This is a genomic window from Chryseoglobus sp. 28M-23, from assembly GCF_014789785.1.
In the GTDB taxonomy this organism is placed as follows: domain Bacteria; phylum Actinomycetota; class Actinomycetes; order Actinomycetales; family Microbacteriaceae; genus Microcella; species Microcella indica.
On record NZ_CP061846.1, the window covers coordinates 1,024,822 to 1,040,505 of the forward strand.

The window sequence follows — 15,684 nt, forward strand, 5'->3', positions numbered from 1 at the left end:
GGTTGTTACTGGTCTCCGCCCGGGTTGGGCGGGGTCTTGAGGAGCTCGCGTCGAGCTCTGGTCCGGTAGGAGTCGCCGCCGAGGGTGAGGACCTCTGCGTGGTGGACGAGCCGGTCGATCATGGCGCTGGCGACGATGTCGTCGCTGAAGATCTCGCCCCAGCGGCCGAAGGGCATGTTGCTGGTGACAAGGATCGAGCCTTGCTCGTAGCGGGATGCGATTAGTTGGAAGAACAAGTTCGCCGCGTCCGCATCGAAGGGCAGGTAGCCGACCTCGTCGATGATCAGCAGCCGGTAGCGGCGGAGGCGTTTGAGTTCGTGCTCGAGTCGTCCATCGCGATGCGCGGCCTGCAGGCGGGAGACCCAGCCGGTTGCCGTGTCGAACAGTACCGGGTAGCCGGCGTGGGCGGCTTTGATGCCCAGCCCGATCCCGAGATGGGTCTTGCCGACGCCGGGCGGGCCGAGCAAGACCACGTTCTCCGCTTTCGCGATCCAGGTCGTGGTCGCCAGATGAGCGAGCACGTCACGGCGCAGCGAGGGCTGATGATCGACGTTGAAGTCCTCCAGCGTCTTCACCGCGGGGAAGTGGGCGCCGCTGATGCGCAGGCTCGTGCCGTTCGCTTCCCGGTCGGCGACCTGGCGGGCCAGCTGTCAACGTCGGCTGAATTTTGACCCCTTTTCGTCGTGTGAAAGTTGACCCCTCTGTGTCGGTTGTTACTGGTCTCCGCCCGGGTTGGGCGGGGTCTTGAGGAGCTCGCGTCGAGCTCTGGTCCGGTAGGAGTCGCCGCCGAGGGTGAGGACCTCTGCGTGGTGGACGAGCCGGTCGATCATGGCGCTGGCGACGATGTCGTCGCTGAAGATCTCGCCCCAGCGGCCGAAGGGCATGTTGCTGGTGACAAGGATCGAGCCTTGCTCGTAGCGGGATGCGATTAGTTGGAAGAACAAGTTCGCCGCGTCCGCATCGAAGGGCAGGTAGCCGACCTCGTCGATGATCAGCAGCCGGTAGCGGCGGAGGCGTTTGAGTTCGTGCTCGAGTCGTCCATCGCGATGCGCGGCCTGCAGGCGGGAGACCCAGCCGGTTGCCGTGTCGAACAGTACCGGGTAGCCGGCGTGGGCGGCTTTGATGCCCAGCCCGATCCCGAGATGGGTCTTGCCGACGCCGGGCGGGCCGAGCAAGACCACGTTCTCCGCTTTCGCGATCCAGGTCGTGGTCGCCAGATGAGCGAGCACGTCACGGCGCAGCGAGGGCTGATGATCGACGTTGAAGTCCTCCAGCGTCTTCACCGCGGGGAAGTGGGCGCCGCTGATGCGCAGGCTCGTGCCGTTCGCTTCCCGGTCGGCGACCTGGCGGGCCAGCACCGCGGCGAGATACTCCTCGTGGGTCCAGCCCTCGTCGCGAGCCGTGGTGGCGAGTTGTTCCCAGACCCGCCCGATCGTGGGGGCCTTCAGCGCCCGGGCGAGGTAGCCCAGCGTCGCGGCGGTATCAGTGTCGGCGCCCATCACAACACCTCGCCGGTGGTCGGGTCGATGCGGACACCGAACAGCTCGTCGTAGTCGGCGGTATCGCGGAACATCACCCGATGTTGGGGTGCCGCCCGCCCCGCACCCTCCCGCTCACGCTTCGCGGCCGAGTACTGCGATCGCAACCCTCTGGCAGTGATCACATGACCGGGATCGGTGATCACTCCACCCGTTGCCCAGGACCGTTCATGGTCGGCGGCCGCGACCCCGTCGCAGACCACGATCACCCGCGTCAGCGTCGCGGTCACGTCCACGAGCCGACCGATCATCCGAGGATCGACGGAGTAGTCGTTGCCATCGACGCGGACGTAGTAGTCCCGGCCGAGTCTCACCCGCATCTGCAGTCCTGTCGTGGGCGGGTGCGGCGGCAGCATCGTCATCGCGGCCAGGTCACGTCCGAGCACGTCCACGGGACGCCCGCCGAGGGAGCGGACCGTTCGAGCGTTCGCGCGCGGCAGCCAATCGCCCAACTGCAGGTTGAAGTCCGCCGGTGAGAGGAACGACCGGCCGGGCAGGAAGGAGGTCTCCAAGAAGCCGTTGTTGCGCTCGGTCATGCCCTTGAACTCCGGATCCCGCGGCGGAGCCAACACGATCCGGGTCGCGAGGGTCCCCGCGAACGCGGCTGCCGCCGCGGTGACCTTCCCCTTCCCACCGATCGCGGCCTCCCGGTCCCAGACCAGCGTCTTGGACACCGCGCCGACCTGCGAGATCAGCTGCCACATTCCCGCTAGCAGATCCCCGGCCTGACGCGAGGGCAACATCACCGCGGTGAGGAACCGAGAAAACGTGAGCGTCATCACCAGAACCGGCAACATTGCCGCCTGCCCGAACCCGACCGGGATCCGCGGCTCAGGGAACCACAGGTCCATCTGCGCCGCGACGCCGGGCTCGTGCACGAGCCGGTCGGCCGGATCGACACCGACATACTCTGGACGGATCTGCCGCAGCCGGTCCTTGAGGATCGTGATCGAGTGTTCCCACCCGATCCGCTCCGCGATCACCGTCGCCGGCATCTTCGCGTCCACCATCAGCAGCTTCCGCACCTCCGGCTCCACGGCATCAACCAGCGACCCCCTCGAGGGCCGCTGATACGACGGCGGCCCCTCGGACGCCAACGCCGCACGCACCGTGTTCCGAGCGACCCCGAGATACCGCACGATCGCCTTGATCGGCATGCCCTCGGCCTTATGCAGTCGGCGGATCTCCGCCCAATCTTCCACTGAAATCACCCTCCAAGAGTGTCGGAGGGGTCAACATTCACCCGTCGCCACCGGGTCAGTATTCACGCGACGTCGACAATTGCGTGCTGTTTCGTAAACTCATCGACCGAGATAGCTCCGTAGGAGCGTCGCACATCGATTTGGGGTGGCGGCTCTACGAAGAAATGGTGAGAAGTCACGGAGACCGAGCGGTCGCCATCGTTGGGCATGTCGTCTCCTTCGCGACGTTTGGCTCCGCGCCAAGTCTGTCGGTCACACGATACGGCTCGGAATGCGATTCACACTAGTGGGAGCCGTACGTTGGTTGAACAGGTGAACGCTTGACCCATCCGCAAAGCAAGTCCGACTCACTTCATCTTGTCCGGAGTTTCCCTATGCAACGCGATGAAAGGTATCGCGAGGTCCCTAGCGTCCGCGAGGCTCTGAAACGACACTGGAGCCGACGGAACGCAACAGCCGGGCCACGTTTCGGCAGAGGTCGGACTTCCGCATTACCTGAAGTCGCTACCACCTCAAGCACACAACACGTGAAGAGCAGAACGCTGACGCGAGGGAACCCGACCATGGCGGCGAAGCTCCTTGAGGTGAGTAAGGCCGCAAAGGAGTGATCAACCCCTTGGTCGTGCCCCGAGCCTGAACGGCAGTTGACAATCGGGCACGCAGACAATTGCCCCACGTTCGATCGCCGAAGCGGGGGCGGCGACTATGACTGAGACCTTCATCGGGTTCGTCACCTCCGACTACCTGACCGACATCGACACGGTGGCGGCCTATCTCGAAGCGGCGATTGCCAGGAGCGTCGATGACCCTGCCACTATTTCGGCTGCGCTCGGGGCCATCGCGCGCTCGGGCAACCAGGGCGCGCGTGCTGGGCACACAGGGATGAGCCGCGAGGGGCTCCACAAGGCATTCCCTCCCGATGGGAATCCGAGTTCCGCGACTATCGTCAAGGTGTCGAAGACGCTGGGGCCCACGTTCCCATTCCACACAATCGCCTCGGGTCGATCCGGTGTCACCCCACGCCCTTAGCCTGAGGGGACACCCGGCGCGAGGAGCAACTGCGTGTACCTGACCACGAACGAGCACGGCGAGCGACTGCTCATCACGTCGGCGAGCGACCTGAGTCGCGCCGCCGAGTGCGAGTTCGCGGTCGCGCGCGACCTCGACGCGCGGCTCGGGCGGGTGCCCGCCGTCGAGCAGCCGAAAGACGCGATGCTCGAGCGCACTTCCACCATGGGCGACGCTCACGAATCCGCCATCATCGCCGACTACCGCGCCTGCTCCGCGCACCCCGACGACGTGCTCGAGATCGACCGTGCCGACAGCGCCGGGCTCGACGCCATCGAGCCCTACGCCCAGCAGACCCTCGACGCGCTGCAGCGCGGCGTGCCCGTCATCGTGCAGGCCACCTTCGTCGATCGCGGGCACAGCCCCGTGTCAACCAACACAGGGGAGCAGGGCGGCCTGCCGATCGCGTTCGTCGGGTACGCCGACTTCCTCGTGCGGATGCCCGACGGCGCCTACCGCGTACAAGACAGCAAGCTCGCGCGCCGCGCGAAAGTGACCGCGCTGCTGCAGCTCGCCGCGTACGCCGAGCAGCTCGAGCGGCTCGGCATCCCCGTCGACCGCGAGGTGGAGCTGATTCTCGGCAACCGTGAGCGGAGCATCCACCGCCTCGACGACATCGCGCCCGTTCTGCGCGCCCGACGCGCCCGCCTGCACCAGCTGCTGCGCGACCGCGACGCCGCCGACGCTCCCATCGCGTGGCGCGACCCCAGCGTCACCTACTGCCGCAGCTGCGCCTGGTGCGAGCACGAGATCGCCGCCCACGACGACGTCAGCCAGGTCGCCGGGCTCACCGGAGCCCAGTGGACCAGACTCGGCGCCGCAGGCATCGAGACCCTCGCCCAGCTCGCCGAGAGCCGCGGCCCCGTGGACGGCATCGCCGCGAGCACGCTCGACACCCTGCGCCTGCAGGCCGAACTGCAGCGCCAAGCCGCCGGAGCCGACCCCGGCACCGCCCCGCCCGTGCGCGTGCGCGACCCCGCCGTGCTGCACGCCCTGCCCGCGCCCAGCCCCGGCGACCTCTACTTCGACTTCGAAGGCGACCCGCTCTACACCGAGCACGACCCCGCTCGCTGGGGCCTTGACTACCTCTTCGGCATGGTCGACGCCGACAGCGCCTTCACCGCCTACTGGGCGCACAGCTTCGCCGACGAACGGGATGCCCTGCTCGCCTTCCTCGCCGACGTGCAAGCACGCCGCGCCATCCACCCCGACCTGCACGTCTACCACTACGCCGCCTACGAACGCACCCACCTGCGGTCGATCAGCGCCCGGCACGGGGTGGGGGAGGACATCGTCGATGAGTGGCTGCGCTCAGGGGTGCTCGTCGACCTCTACCCGGTCGTGCGCAAAGCTCTGCGTGTGGGCAGCCCCAGCTACTCCATCAAGTACCTCGAGCCCATCTACTGGCCCGAAGCTAGGGCCGGAGCCGCGGTCGCGCGGGGCGACGACTCCGTCGCCGAATACGTGCGATCGCGCGAGCTGCGGGCCGCGGGCGACGTAGATGCCGCGCAGCAGATACTCGACGACATCGGCGACTACAACCGCGTCGACTGCGTCAGCACGCTGCGGCTCGCGTCGTGGTTGCGGGGGCTCGCGGCCGAGCATCCCGCACCGGCGCCCGCCCTGATCGACGACGATATGGACGCGGCCGACGGCCCAGACATCGACGACTCGCCCCTGCGCACCGCCCTGCTCGAGCTCGCCGCCAACGACGACGGCACCCCCTCGACCGAGCCCGACCGCACCCCCGAGCAGCGCGCCCTCGCCTACGCGGCCGCCGCCATCGACTACCACCGCCGCGAGCACAAGACCTACTGGTGGGAGCACTACGACCGCCTCGTCGCGCCCCTCGACGAGTGGGCTGACGTGCGCGACGTCTTCACCATCGATCGGGATGCTCCGCACGAGTCCAGCCCGTGGAGCAAGACCGGCAAGCAGCGGTCGCTGCGCCGCACGCTCACGTTGTACGGAACCTGGGCCCCCGGCTCCCGCCCCACCGTCGGCGGCATGAGCGGCCCGTTCGCCGTGTACGACCAGCCCGCGCCCATGCAGTCGAACAACCGCGACCGGCTCGCGCGCTCCACCCGCAGCGTCTCCATCGCGGCCGTCGCCGACGACCACATCGTCGTGACCGAAACCCTCGCTGACGGCGTCGACGAGTACAGCGACCTGCCCGTCGCCCTCACGCCCGGGCCGCCCCCGCCTGCCGGGCAGCAGAAACCAGCCATCGAAGAGTGGGGCGCTGCGCTGGTCGATGCCCTGTCGGCGCCGCAGGGCGTGTGGCCCGCCGAACCCGTCGGCGACCTCCTGCGCCGCCGACCGCCGCGCACCCGCAGCGGTGCGCCCCTCGCGCCCGTCACGCCGGGTGCGCACGGGGAGCCCGACCGTGTCGCAGCCGTCGTCGCGAGCCTGCTCGACCTCGACCGCTCCTACCTCGCCGTGCAGGGCCCGCCCGGCACCGGCAAGACCTACCTCGGCTCGCACGTCATCGCCACGCTCGTGCGCGACCACGGCTGGAAGGTCGGCGTTGTCGCCCAGAGCCACACGACCGTCGAGCACGTGCTCGACGGTGTCGTGCAGGCAGGTCTCGACGGTCGGCTCGTCGGCAAGGCACCCAAGCGCGGCGCAGACACCGCCGACTACGCCACGGCGCGCTGGACCGTGCTCGGCGCCGCCGACCAGCTCGACATCTTCACCACCGACCGTCCCGAGGGGTACGTGATCGGCGGCACCGCGTGGGACTTCGCCCACCCCCAGCGCGTCGGCCGCCGCAGCCTCGACCTCCTCGTCATCGATGAGGCCGGCCAGTTCGCCCTCGCCGCCACCATCGCGGCGAGCGTGAGCGCGACGAACCTGCTACTGCTCGGCGACCCGCAGCAGCTGCCCCAGGTGAGCCAGGGCAGCCACCCCGAGCCCATCGATGGCAGCGCACTCGGATACCTCAGCGACGGGCACGACGTGCTGCCCGACGATTTCGGGTGCTTCCTCGCCGAAACGCGCCGCCTGCACCCCGCCCTCGCCGAGCTCGTCTCGCGGCTCAGCTACGAGGGGCAGCTGCGCGCGCACGCGAGTGCCGCCGTGCGCGAGCTCGACGGCGTCGCACCCGGACTGCATCCCGTGCCCGTCGAGCACCACGGCAACGCGACCGAATCGGTCGAGGAGGCCGACCAGGTTGTGCGCCTCGTGCAGCAGCACCTCGGCACCGAGTGGTACGACGGCGAGCAGGTGTGCGCCCCCACGCGCACCATTCGGGACGACGACATCATCGTCGTCACCCCCTACAACGCGCAGCAGCAGTGCATCCGCGAACGTCTCGACGCCGCCGGGCTGCACGACACGCGTGTCGGCACCGTCGACAAGTTCCAGGGGCAGGAAGCCGTCATCGCGATCGTCTCGCTCGCCGCCTCGAACTCACGTGACGCACCCCGCGGCATGGAGTTCCTCCTCAACCGCAACCGCCTCAACGTCGCTATCTCGCGGGCCCAGTGGGCGGCCTACCTCGTGTACTCACCCGGGCTGCTCGACTCGCTGCCCGCCACACCAGGGGGAGTCGCCGAGCTCAGCGCCTTCATCCGCCTCACCGAGGAACGGCCCGATTGACCGGCACCGGGAGTGCCACCAACCTCTCCTCCCCGTGAAGCTGTCGACGTAGCGAGTCCACGGTCGCCCCTCGAGCATGCGCACGAAGTGACTTAGTAAGGCACTCTTCCTCGAATGATCTCCACTTCATCCACCCGCGATTGATTCGGCCACTTCTGTGAACTATGGTTGGCAACAGATAGAGGTGAGAAAGACGGCCATCTTCGACCGGTGGTTGTCGAATGTCAAGGACATGCGCGCCGTCGCACGCATCCTGGTGCGCATCGATCGACTCGCACAGGGGAACGCAGGCGACGCTCGATCGATAGGTTCAGGACTATGGGAACTGCGCATCGACTGCGGGCCCGGGTACCGGGTCTACTACCTGCGACGCGGAAAGGCTCTCGTGCTTCTGTTGTGCGGCGGTGACAAGTCGACGCAGTCGCGTGACATCGAGCGGGCGTACGAGTTGGCGAGCGAGTGGAGAGGGCGGCACCATGAAAGCTGAGACGGTGAGTCGCTTTGATGCGGCCGACTACCTACCGGACGTGGAAACGGCGGCGGCGTACCTGGAAGCCGCGATCGAAGAAGCCGGAGACGACCCGGCTGTGATCGCTACGGCTCTTGGCGCCATCGCGCGTTCCGGCAACCTCAGCGAGTTGTCACGTCGAACAGGGATAAGCCGCGAAGGTCTGTACAAGGCGCTCTCCGCCGAGGGCAATCCCAGCTTTGCGACGATCGTCAAGGTAGCTAGGGCTCTCGGGCTCTCCATCGAGTTCCACGCCAGCGCACCGTAGGACGCATGCACACAGCCTGTGCCATGGCTTCAGACAGTCAACTATCGCCGTCGCGGCGCGGGTAATTTCGTCATACGATAATGCGCATGGAGAGAGGCGAGACGGTCGTTGGCGAACCGGTCGCCGACGAGCAGATCGTTGCATGGGCCGCCGAGGCTGAGTCCGGCTACGGTGTGGACGCTCTCAAGAAACGTGGCCGCGGTCGACCCGGTCGCGGGGCGGTTGCCTCGCAAGTAGTCGCACTGCGCCTCACCGAGGAGGAACTCGCCGACATCGATGCGCGTGCCGCGCGTGATGGAAAGACGCGCTCTGACGTGATTCGAGAGGCATTGCACAACGCAGTCACGTGAGATCCAGGCTCGCTGCGTCTCTCGCTACCGTGGAGCCATGCGCGTACGACTCCGCCTCGCAGACTCCGCGCCCTTAATCTGGCGCACGCTCGACATCGATCCGAGCACACCCCTCGACGTCATGCACCTCGTGCTGCAGCGGCTCTTCGACTGGCAGAACGTGCACCTGCACCAGTGGCGCACCCTCGACCCCTGCTCTCGCGCCCACGACGGCGTCGACCTCGCGTGGCTGCCCGCCAACCTGCTCGACGAGATGGACGGACTGCCCGACACCGACGAGACGATCGGCGACGCGCTCGCCCTCGCCGACGGCACGCTCCACTACGAGTACGACTTCGGCGACAGCTGGCACGTCGCGATCGAACGGCTCGACGACGAGAGCGACGACATCAAACGCAGCAACGATGCCCGGCCCATGCCCGCGGTCGACGGCGCAAGGCGCGGCCCGCTCGACGACGTCGGAGGTATCCACGCCTGGAACGAGGCCGTCGCCATCCCGCAACGTTCTCGCATGCCCGTCGACCCGGCGCAGTTCGACCCGGCAACGGCGACCGCGTCGGTGCGCCGACTGCTCGACGTCACGACCGAGCTGCCCGCGCTGCGGCCACTGCTGACGCGCGTGAACTCCGAAGTGGGACAGAAGTGGCTCGAGCGCGCTGCGGCGGCGGCCGAACATCCACCGATTGCCACCGACGCCGCAATCGAGGCGAGCATCGCGCCCGTCCGCTGGATGCTCCGCCGTATCGGCCCCGAGGGCACAGCCCTCACCGCTGCAGGCTGGTTGCCGCCCGCCCTCGTGCGCGAGGCCATGCGCGAGCTCGGCTGGGAGCACCGCGATGTCGGGAAGATGAACCGGGAAGATCTCACTCCCGACATCTCCGACCTGCGTGCCCGGATGCGCTGGCTCGGGCTGCTGCGCGTTGCGAAGGGCCGCATCGCGTTGACGGCGGTCGCGCGGCGCCTTGTCGGCGACCCGGGCGGGCTGTGGCGGCACGTCGCCGAGAACCTCGTTTCCCGGCAGACGAGCGACGTCAGCCGCGACCTCATGCTGCTGCTAGCCCTGCACCTGGTCACGGGCCGAACGCTCGACGAGCGGCAGCACGCGGCGCAACTCGCGCTCGACCTCACCGCTCTCGGCTGGCGCGATCCGGGTAGGGGAGTCCCCGGCGATCAGCTGGAAGGCACCGTGTCGACAGACTCGGTGCGGTACATGCTCTACGAGGTGCTCCCGGCGCTGCACGACCTCGGCGCGTTCGCAGAAGGCCGCAAGCGCTGGGAGTGGAGTGGCGAGCTGACCTCTACTGGTCGTGCGCTGGGCTGGCAGATGCTTGGCAGAATGCTGCCCGCCTAGAGCCGCCTCCTCGGGTTGCTCCTCCCCAGCAGGTAGGGCGGGTTGCCACCGCACGGATGTTGGCACGATCGACATGCGGAGTCGACTCGCGCGGCATCCTTCACGGCATGACCGGCGCCTTCCGCACCTACCGCCCCGTGGCCGCCGACGACCTTGAGCGACTCGAAGCGCGCATCGCCTCCGTGCTCGGCCCCGCCATCCGCTGGCAGCTGTGGTTGTTCTTCCCGCCCAGCGCGTTCGGCGGCGACGGGCTCAGCATGCCGTGCAACGACCTGCCGCGGCGCCCGCCCGCCGACGCGGCCGACATGCTGTTCACGGCGATCGATGAGATCGCCCGCCACACCGCGCACACCGAGCTTATTCTCGCGCTCGAGCGGCGCGGGTCGCCCGACCCCGGTCGCCTCGACCGCGACTGGATGCGCGTCGTCGCCGACGCCTGCGACCGGGCGGGCGTGCACCTGCGGTCCGTCCTCATCAGTCACACGCGCGGCGTACGCGAGCACGCGCCGCCCGAGTCGACCCTCGTCGAAGCCTGATCCGTGAAAGTTATACCCGGTTATACTTTCGGCATGAAGACCGCGATCTCGGTTCCCGACCCGCTGTTCGAGAAGGTGGAACGTGCGCGGCCCGATCTCGGCATGAGCCGCTCGCAGTTCTACGCGACCGCGGCGAAGCACTACCTCGACAGCGTCGAGCGTGAGGCTCTCACGAGCGAGATCGACGCGGCACTGCAGACCGTGCGCGGCGACTCCCACGCGCAGGCTGCGGAGGAGCACGAGCGCGCCGACCTCTCGCAACAGTCGCTGCGTCGGCTGGAGCTCCTCACTGAGGATGACGACTGGTGATCGCACGCGGCGACGTGTGCTGGGTCGATCTCGGGCCCATCGTCGATCGGGGCCCGGCAAAGCACCGCCCCGTCGTCATCGTCCAGAGCGACGACTACACGCGCTCCCGACTCGGCACGGTCGTCGTCGCGGCGATCTCGAGCAGCACAGCGCGTGCGGGCATCCCCGGGAACGTTTTCGTCCCTACGAGCGCGAGCGGGTTGCCGAAAGACTCCGTCGTGATCGCCACTGAGGTGCTGACGCTCGACCGAGACCACATCGGCGAGCCGATCGGCCGGCTGCCGACGCCCCTCATGCGGGGGATCGACTCGGGGCTGCGGCGCGTGCTCAGTCTGTAGGGCGGCTCGGCTCGCGCTGAGCATCCCGAACCGCATCATGACCGGGCTTCGCCTGCCACGGCCAGCGGCCCGTGATCTCCAGCTCGAGCACGAAGCTCAAGCCGGTGCGCACGAGCACGATGATGGCGAGCACTCCCACGTTCTCGAGGGTCGGCTCGACCGCGACCGTGCGCACGATGTCGCCCGCGACGAGGAACTCGAGGCCCAGCAGGATCGACCGGCCCAGATGCCGGCGCAGCGACTCGAAGACGTCCCCAGACCGCCGCACCAGGTTGCGCACCGCGAGGACCGCCGAGACCAGTACCCCGACGAGGACGGCGACGATGCCGAGCCCCTCGAGCACGTTTGCGGCCAGAGATGCCCATTCGCGAAACTGCTCATCGATCAGCATGCCGACAGCCTAGGGGCGGTGTGGGCGCAGGCCGAAGCCGTTGACAGTCCAGTACGATTCCTGTGCATGAGCGAGCAGGTGACCGTGCACGAGGTGAAGACGCGCCTGTCAGAACTGCTTGCGCGCGTCGAACTCGGCGGCGACATTGTCATCGCCCGCGGCGGACGGCCCGTGGCGCGACTCGTCGCCGTCGAGCCGGTGGCCGAGCGGGAGCTCGGGTTCCTGCCCGGCGTTGACACAACACCCGCGTTCTTCGAGCCGCTGCCGCACGACGAGCTCGCAGCCTGGCAACCCTGCTCCTGCTCCTGCTCGACGCGCACGCAGACCCGTTCGACAGAATGCTCGCCGCGCAAGCCGCCGCTGAGGGGCTGCCGCTTGCCACCGTGGACCGCGTCTTCGATGAGGCGGCCGGCGTCACCGTTGTCTGGGACTGACGGCGGCCGCTCCTACAGCCCGAGCTCGCCGAGAACGTCCGGCCACGCGAGCGAGCCGGCAGTCGCCCACAGCACGAGCCCGACCGCCGCAGCGCCCACGAGCAGCGACACGACGAGGTACACCCACAGCGGCGCCGAGCCGCGACCCGTTGCGCGGTGCACGTGCGCGGCGCGGGAGATGAGGTAGGGCAGGGGGCCGAGGATGATCCAGAACACGGAGGGACGCGAGGCGTAGCCGAGGGCGCCGAGGCGCCGGAAGTCGGCGACGACGGCGAGCACGAGCCACGCGAGCGTGAGCCCGCTCGCGACCCACGCCGAGATCGCCGCGACCGGCGACGGCGGGTCGCTGAGCACGAGCGCTCCCACGCCGATGACGAGCAGCAGGTTCAGGATGGGGGAGAGCGCGAGCAGCCAAGCACCCGCCGTGCCCGTCGCGAGCGGCGTGCGCCGCACCGGCGCCGACGCGGCAGACGACCCCCACGAGCGCTCCATGGGGGCGTAGTCGACCGACTCCAATTCGGCGACCGACGTGGGTGCCGCGAACGACCCCGCGGCCGTCGGCACGGCGGCGCCCGACTCGGCCCACGGAGGGGTCTCTGTCTTCCAACTGCCGGCACCGAACGGGTCGGCGACCACGGAAGAAGAGACGGCAGCAGAGCCGACCGCCCCAGAACCGACCGCCGCAGAACCCACTGCCGCTGAACCCACCGACGACACCGGCTTCGTGCCCTCGAGCTCCGACGGCACCGCGAAGGTCGTCGCCTCGGTCACCGCGGGGGAGGCGACCGATGCGGCGGAGGCCGCCGAGCGTCGCGGTGAGCCCAACCCGAGCCCAGCATCCTCATCGGGGCGCACGTGATCGGTCCACGCCGTGCCGTCCCACCAGCGTCGCGTCGCCGGCAGCGACGGATCGCGATACCAGCCCTCGGGCAGATTCGTCTCCGTCACGCCGATCCTCTCGCTGGGTAATGCTCAGACTGTGCGGCCAGCGTACGCGCCCCCAGCCCACCTCGCTAGGGTCGACCCGCCATGAACGACCCCCACGACCGCACCGACGGCCCGAGCGCCAACCCGGGCCCCGCGCGCCGCCCCGGCGTCGTGCGCAGCGCCGCCGGGCTCGCCGCCGACCTGGCCTACATCGCGCGATCGCGACTGGGCCCCGTGCGGTACGGGATGCTCCCGCCCCCGCCGAACGACCCGCTTGACGAGGACGGCAGCGGCCCGGCGCGGCCGCCCGTGCTGCTCATCCCCGGCGTGTTCGAGTCGTGGCACTACCTGCGCGCCATCGGCGAGCGGCTCGCGGCGCGCGGGTACCCCGTGCACCGTGTCGCCGAGCTCGGCCTCAACCACCGGCCCATCGACCGCGCCGCGCGCCTGCTCGCCGACTACGTCGTCGACCGCGATCTGCGCGAGGTGGTGCTCGTCACCCACTCGAAGGGCGGGCTCATCGGCAAGGCGATGCTGCTCGCCGATGCCGACGCTGCGGCCACACCGCCGAAGCGGCGCCTCACGCGCCTGATCACCGTCAACACGCCGTTTCGCGGCACGCCCGTCGCGCGCTGGGGGCTCGGGCCGTGGCGGGAGTTCCGCCCCGAGGCGGCCATCATCCGAACGCTGGATGCTCGCACCGAGGTCAACGACCGCATTACGTCGCTCGTGAGCGCCGTCGACCAGTACGTGCCGCGCGCGATCGCGCACCTCGACGGAGCCGAGAACGTCGTCCTCGACCGGGTCGGGCACTTTCGCGTGCTCGCGCTGCCCGACGTCATCGACGAGATTGAGCGCCGCCTGCCCTGACACCCGGGGGTCTCGACCGGCCCGGTGTCCGTGTGGGGGGACCGTCAGCAGACGGCGCTCGCGCCGCGGTCAGCGGTCGGCGTTGCCGCCGTTCACTGACGTGGCGTCCTCGCCCGGGTCGCGATCGACGAAGTCCTCCAGGTCGGGAGCGAACTCGTCGTCCTCGTCCAGTTCGGGGTCCGTCTCGTCGGCCTCGGCCTGCCCGGCGCCGATGTCACCCTGCGCGCCGGGGTTGTCGCCCTGCGTGGGTTCGTCAGCGTGGTCACCGTTCGTGTGCTTCGCCATGGTCGTGCTCCTACTCTGTCGTCTTCTCGTCGGCACTACTCGTCGATACCCGGAACGGGCTCGTCTTCTCCCGCGGCATCCGGTTCGTCGTTCGCGCCCATGCCGTCGTCGATGGGCTCGCCGTCCTCGTCGGTCTGGGGCGGGTCGCTGCGCGGGTCGATGCTCGTCGTGTCGTCGCGCGAGTTCTCGGCATCGCGCGAGCTCGTGGCCTCGCGATCCTCGCCGGGCGGCGGGCCCTCGGGGATCAGCGGGTTGAACTGTCCGTCATCAGCATTGGTTCCGTGGCTGGTGTCGCTCATGCTTCATCTCCTTCCGTCTCGTCTTCGTCGATCTCGGCGCCGATCGCACCGCCGCCGAGTTCGCCCCCCACGTAGCGGTCGTCCGCTCCTTGACCGCCGGACTCCTCGGTGTCGCTCGCGCCCGGCACCGTCAGATCGGGGTCGGTTCCCTCAACACCGCGGTCGTCGGTGCCGCTGAGGTCGACTTGCTCGTACTCGTCGGCGGTCATCTCGTCCCCGAAGCCGGAGGGGTCGGTGGTGGGGTCGTCGTCACGGCGGTCGCCGTGGTCTTCCCGTGCGCTGTCTGGAGTCATAGGGCCAGTGAAGCGAGGTGCGAGCATCCGCACAATGGGGTTGACATGGGGCAGAAAGGCGAGGTGACCGACGCCGCACGGCAGGGCGGCACCTGAGAGGATGCTCGTATGCCCGTCGCCGAGACCAGCCCCGAGATCGTCGCCCCGAAACCGCTGTGGAGCTGGAAGCTCGCACCGGCGTTCATCGTGGTCACGAGCGCGATACCGCTCTTCGGCTTCGAGAACCGCCTGGTCGGCTACCCCTGGCTCGTCATCGGCCTCATCGTGGCGTATGCGGTCGACCGCGAGCTGACGCGCGACCTCGGCATCATCGCGGCGGGCCTCATCGTCGTGAGCACCGTGAGCGTCAAGGCCGACATCTCATGGCCCAACTTCTTCTTGCTCGGGTTCGTGCTGAGCCTCGCCGTAGCCGTGCCCTTTGTGCTCGACCGGTTCGTGTTCCGGCGCCGGGTGATTCGCTTCCCGTGGCGCAGCGGGCAGAAGTGGCAGCCCTGGGAGAAGTCGTACCTGTTCGCCGTGCCGTTCCTCGGCTGGCTCATCCTGCCGTTCTACTTCATCTCCTCGGGCGCGTACCTCAACTGGCCGGCCGTCTCCGAGTTCTCCGAAGTGGCGCGGCTCTTCGTCGGCGTCAACGCGGTCGGCATCTGGGACGAACTCTTCTTCATCTGCACGTGCTACGTGCTGCTGCTGCGGCACTTCCCCGTGCTCTTCGCCAACATCCTGCAGGCGATCGTGTTCGTGTCGTTCCTGTGGGAGCTCGGCTACCAGGAGTGGGGGCCGCTCATGACGATCCCGTTCGCGCTCCTGCAGGGCTGGATCTTCCACCGCACCAAGTCGCTCACCTACGTCATCATCGTGCACCTGCTGTTCGACCTCGTCGTGTTCCTCGCGATCGTGCACGCCCACAACCCGGGCGTCTTCCCGTTCTTCCTCATCCCGGCGCCGCAGTAGCGCGCCGCAGCAGGGCCCTCGCGCCTCGAGCGCGCGGGCATCTCCACAATTCAGGAGTTCGGGATGCTCGCACCCCGTTGACACGCCGTGCGAGCATCCCGAACCGCTGTTAGAGAGTGCCGACTCCTGAATTGTGGAGGCCGGCCCGGTGTCCGGCTTCACACGC

At 68.7% G+C, this 15,684-nt stretch carries 20 protein-coding genes and 2 pseudogenes; 13 read left to right on the forward strand and 9 right to left on the reverse strand.

The features are described from left to right. Positions 1–5 precede the first annotated feature (5 nt). From istB (IE160_RS04980) to istA, 3 genes and pseudogenes are all read right to left on the reverse strand, one after another. Positions 6–647 (reverse strand): annotated as a pseudogene (gene istB / locus IE160_RS04980) (IS21-like element helper ATPase IstB); the annotation flags it as partial. A 66-nt stretch (positions 648–713) separates the two neighbouring features. After that, positions 714–1,499, reverse strand: a complete 786-nt coding sequence (istB, locus tag IE160_RS04985; protein WP_191151818.1) for an IS21-like element helper ATPase IstB — start codon at positions 1,497–1,499, stop codon at positions 714–716. After that, on the reverse strand, positions 1,499–2,749 hold the full coding sequence (gene istA / locus IE160_RS04990) for an IS21 family transposase (protein WP_191151819.1): 1,251 nt from the start codon (positions 2,747–2,749) through the stop codon (positions 1,499–1,501). Before istA ends, istB (IE160_RS04985) begins: the two co-directional genes overlap by 1 nt. A gap of 696 nt (positions 2,750–3,445) precedes the next feature. Here istA and IE160_RS04995 point away from each other — a divergent pair. From IE160_RS04995 to IE160_RS05035, 9 genes are all read left to right on the forward strand, one after another. Then, entirely contained in the window at positions 3,446–3,769 is a 324-nt protein-coding gene (locus IE160_RS04995; protein WP_191151820.1) for an addiction module antidote protein, read from the forward strand. A 33-nt stretch (positions 3,770–3,802) separates the two neighbouring features. Next, positions 3,803–7,408: a TM0106 family RecB-like putative nuclease gene (locus IE160_RS05000; protein WP_224744586.1), complete on the forward strand. Its 3,606-nt coding sequence runs from the start codon at positions 3,803–3,805 to the stop codon at positions 7,406–7,408. A 232-nt stretch (positions 7,409–7,640) separates the two neighbouring features. Next, positions 7,641–7,895: a type II toxin-antitoxin system RelE/ParE family toxin gene (locus IE160_RS05005; RefSeq protein ID WP_235923742.1), complete on the forward strand. Its 255-nt coding sequence runs from the start codon at positions 7,641–7,643 to the stop codon at positions 7,893–7,895. Beyond that, positions 7,885–8,184, forward strand: a complete 300-nt coding sequence (locus IE160_RS05010; RefSeq protein ID WP_152583106.1) for an addiction module antidote protein — start codon at positions 7,885–7,887, stop codon at positions 8,182–8,184. The genes IE160_RS05005 and IE160_RS05010 overlap by 11 nt, the downstream gene beginning before the upstream one ends. A gap of 86 nt (positions 8,185–8,270) precedes the next feature. Further along, a complete protein-coding gene (locus IE160_RS05015; RefSeq protein WP_152583105.1) occupies positions 8,271–8,534 on the forward strand; it encodes a ribbon-helix-helix protein, CopG family in 264 nt (87 codons plus the stop codon). Between the two features lie 37 nt (positions 8,535–8,571). Further along, positions 8,572–9,885, forward strand: a complete 1,314-nt coding sequence (locus tag IE160_RS05020; protein WP_191151821.1) for a plasmid pRiA4b ORF-3 family protein — start codon at positions 8,572–8,574, stop codon at positions 9,883–9,885. A gap of 107 nt (positions 9,886–9,992) precedes the next feature. Then, positions 9,993–10,421 (forward strand): hypothetical protein, encoded by a 429-nt coding sequence (locus IE160_RS05025; RefSeq protein ID WP_179873610.1) that lies wholly within the window; start codon positions 9,993–9,995, stop codon positions 10,419–10,421. A 33-nt stretch (positions 10,422–10,454) separates the two neighbouring features. Further along, positions 10,455–10,730, forward strand: a complete 276-nt coding sequence (locus tag IE160_RS05030) for a hypothetical protein (RefSeq protein WP_179873611.1) — start codon at positions 10,455–10,457, stop codon at positions 10,728–10,730. After that, on the forward strand, positions 10,727–11,068 hold the full coding sequence (locus tag IE160_RS05035) for a type II toxin-antitoxin system PemK/MazF family toxin (RefSeq protein ID WP_224744587.1): 342 nt from the start codon (positions 10,727–10,729) through the stop codon (positions 11,066–11,068). The genes IE160_RS05030 and IE160_RS05035 overlap by 4 nt, the downstream gene beginning before the upstream one ends. On the opposite strand, the gene IE160_RS05040 is transcribed toward IE160_RS05035, so the two are convergent. Continuing rightward, positions 11,058–11,459 (reverse strand): DUF1622 domain-containing protein, encoded by a 402-nt coding sequence (locus tag IE160_RS05040; RefSeq protein ID WP_191151822.1) that lies wholly within the window; start codon positions 11,457–11,459, stop codon positions 11,058–11,060. The two genes, IE160_RS05035 and IE160_RS05040, sit on opposite strands and share 11 nt — an antisense overlap. 66 nt (positions 11,460–11,525) lie before the next feature. On the opposite strand from IE160_RS05040, the pseudogene IE160_RS12640 reads away from it, so the two are divergent. Beyond that, positions 11,526–11,600: pseudogene (locus IE160_RS12640) on the forward strand (hypothetical protein); the annotation flags it as partial. Here the strand turns inward: IE160_RS12640 and IE160_RS12645 are convergent. Next, a complete protein-coding gene (locus tag IE160_RS12645) occupies positions 11,568–11,750 on the reverse strand; it encodes a hypothetical protein (RefSeq protein ID WP_235923747.1) in 183 nt (60 codons plus the stop codon). The pseudogene IE160_RS12640 and the gene IE160_RS12645 overlap by 33 nt on opposite strands. 14 nt (positions 11,751–11,764) lie before the next feature. On the opposite strand from IE160_RS12645, the gene IE160_RS12715 reads away from it, so the two are divergent. Continuing rightward, a complete protein-coding gene (locus IE160_RS12715) occupies positions 11,765–11,893 on the forward strand; it encodes a PIN domain-containing protein (RefSeq protein ID WP_349815723.1) in 129 nt (42 codons plus the stop codon). Positions 11,894–11,905: 12 nt separating this feature from the next. Here the strand turns inward: IE160_RS12715 and IE160_RS05050 are convergent, their stop codons facing one another. Further along, positions 11,906–12,841 carry a DUF2510 domain-containing protein gene (locus tag IE160_RS05050; protein ID WP_152583099.1) on the reverse strand — a complete coding sequence of 312 codons (936 nt, stop codon included), beginning with the start codon at positions 12,839–12,841 and terminating at the stop codon, positions 11,906–11,908. An 81-nt stretch (positions 12,842–12,922) separates the two neighbouring features. On the opposite strand from IE160_RS05050, the gene IE160_RS05055 reads away from it, so the two are divergent. Then, entirely contained in the window at positions 12,923–13,690 is a 768-nt protein-coding gene (locus tag IE160_RS05055; protein WP_152583098.1) for an esterase/lipase family protein, read from the forward strand. Positions 13,691–13,759: 69 nt separating this feature from the next. On the opposite strand, the gene IE160_RS05060 is transcribed toward IE160_RS05055, so the two are convergent. The 3 genes from IE160_RS05060 to IE160_RS05070 are packed head-to-tail and all read right to left on the reverse strand — an operon-like array spanning position 13,760 to position 14,567. Continuing rightward, entirely contained in the window at positions 13,760–13,975 is a 216-nt protein-coding gene (locus IE160_RS05060; RefSeq protein WP_152583097.1) for a hypothetical protein, read from the reverse strand. Positions 13,976–14,010: 35 nt separating this feature from the next. Beyond that, positions 14,011–14,274, reverse strand: a complete 264-nt coding sequence (locus IE160_RS05065; protein WP_152583096.1) for a hypothetical protein — start codon at positions 14,272–14,274, stop codon at positions 14,011–14,013. Then, a complete protein-coding gene (locus IE160_RS05070; protein WP_191151823.1) occupies positions 14,271–14,567 on the reverse strand; it encodes a hypothetical protein in 297 nt (98 codons plus the stop codon). Before IE160_RS05070 ends, IE160_RS05065 begins: the two co-directional genes overlap by 4 nt. A gap of 108 nt (positions 14,568–14,675) precedes the next feature. Here IE160_RS05070 and IE160_RS05075 point away from each other — a divergent pair, with 108 nt between their 5' ends. Continuing rightward, complete coding sequence (locus tag IE160_RS05075) at positions 14,676–15,518, forward strand: CPBP family intramembrane glutamic endopeptidase (protein WP_191151824.1); 843 nt, start codon at positions 14,676–14,678, stop codon at positions 15,516–15,518. Positions 15,519–15,684 lie beyond the last annotated feature (166 nt).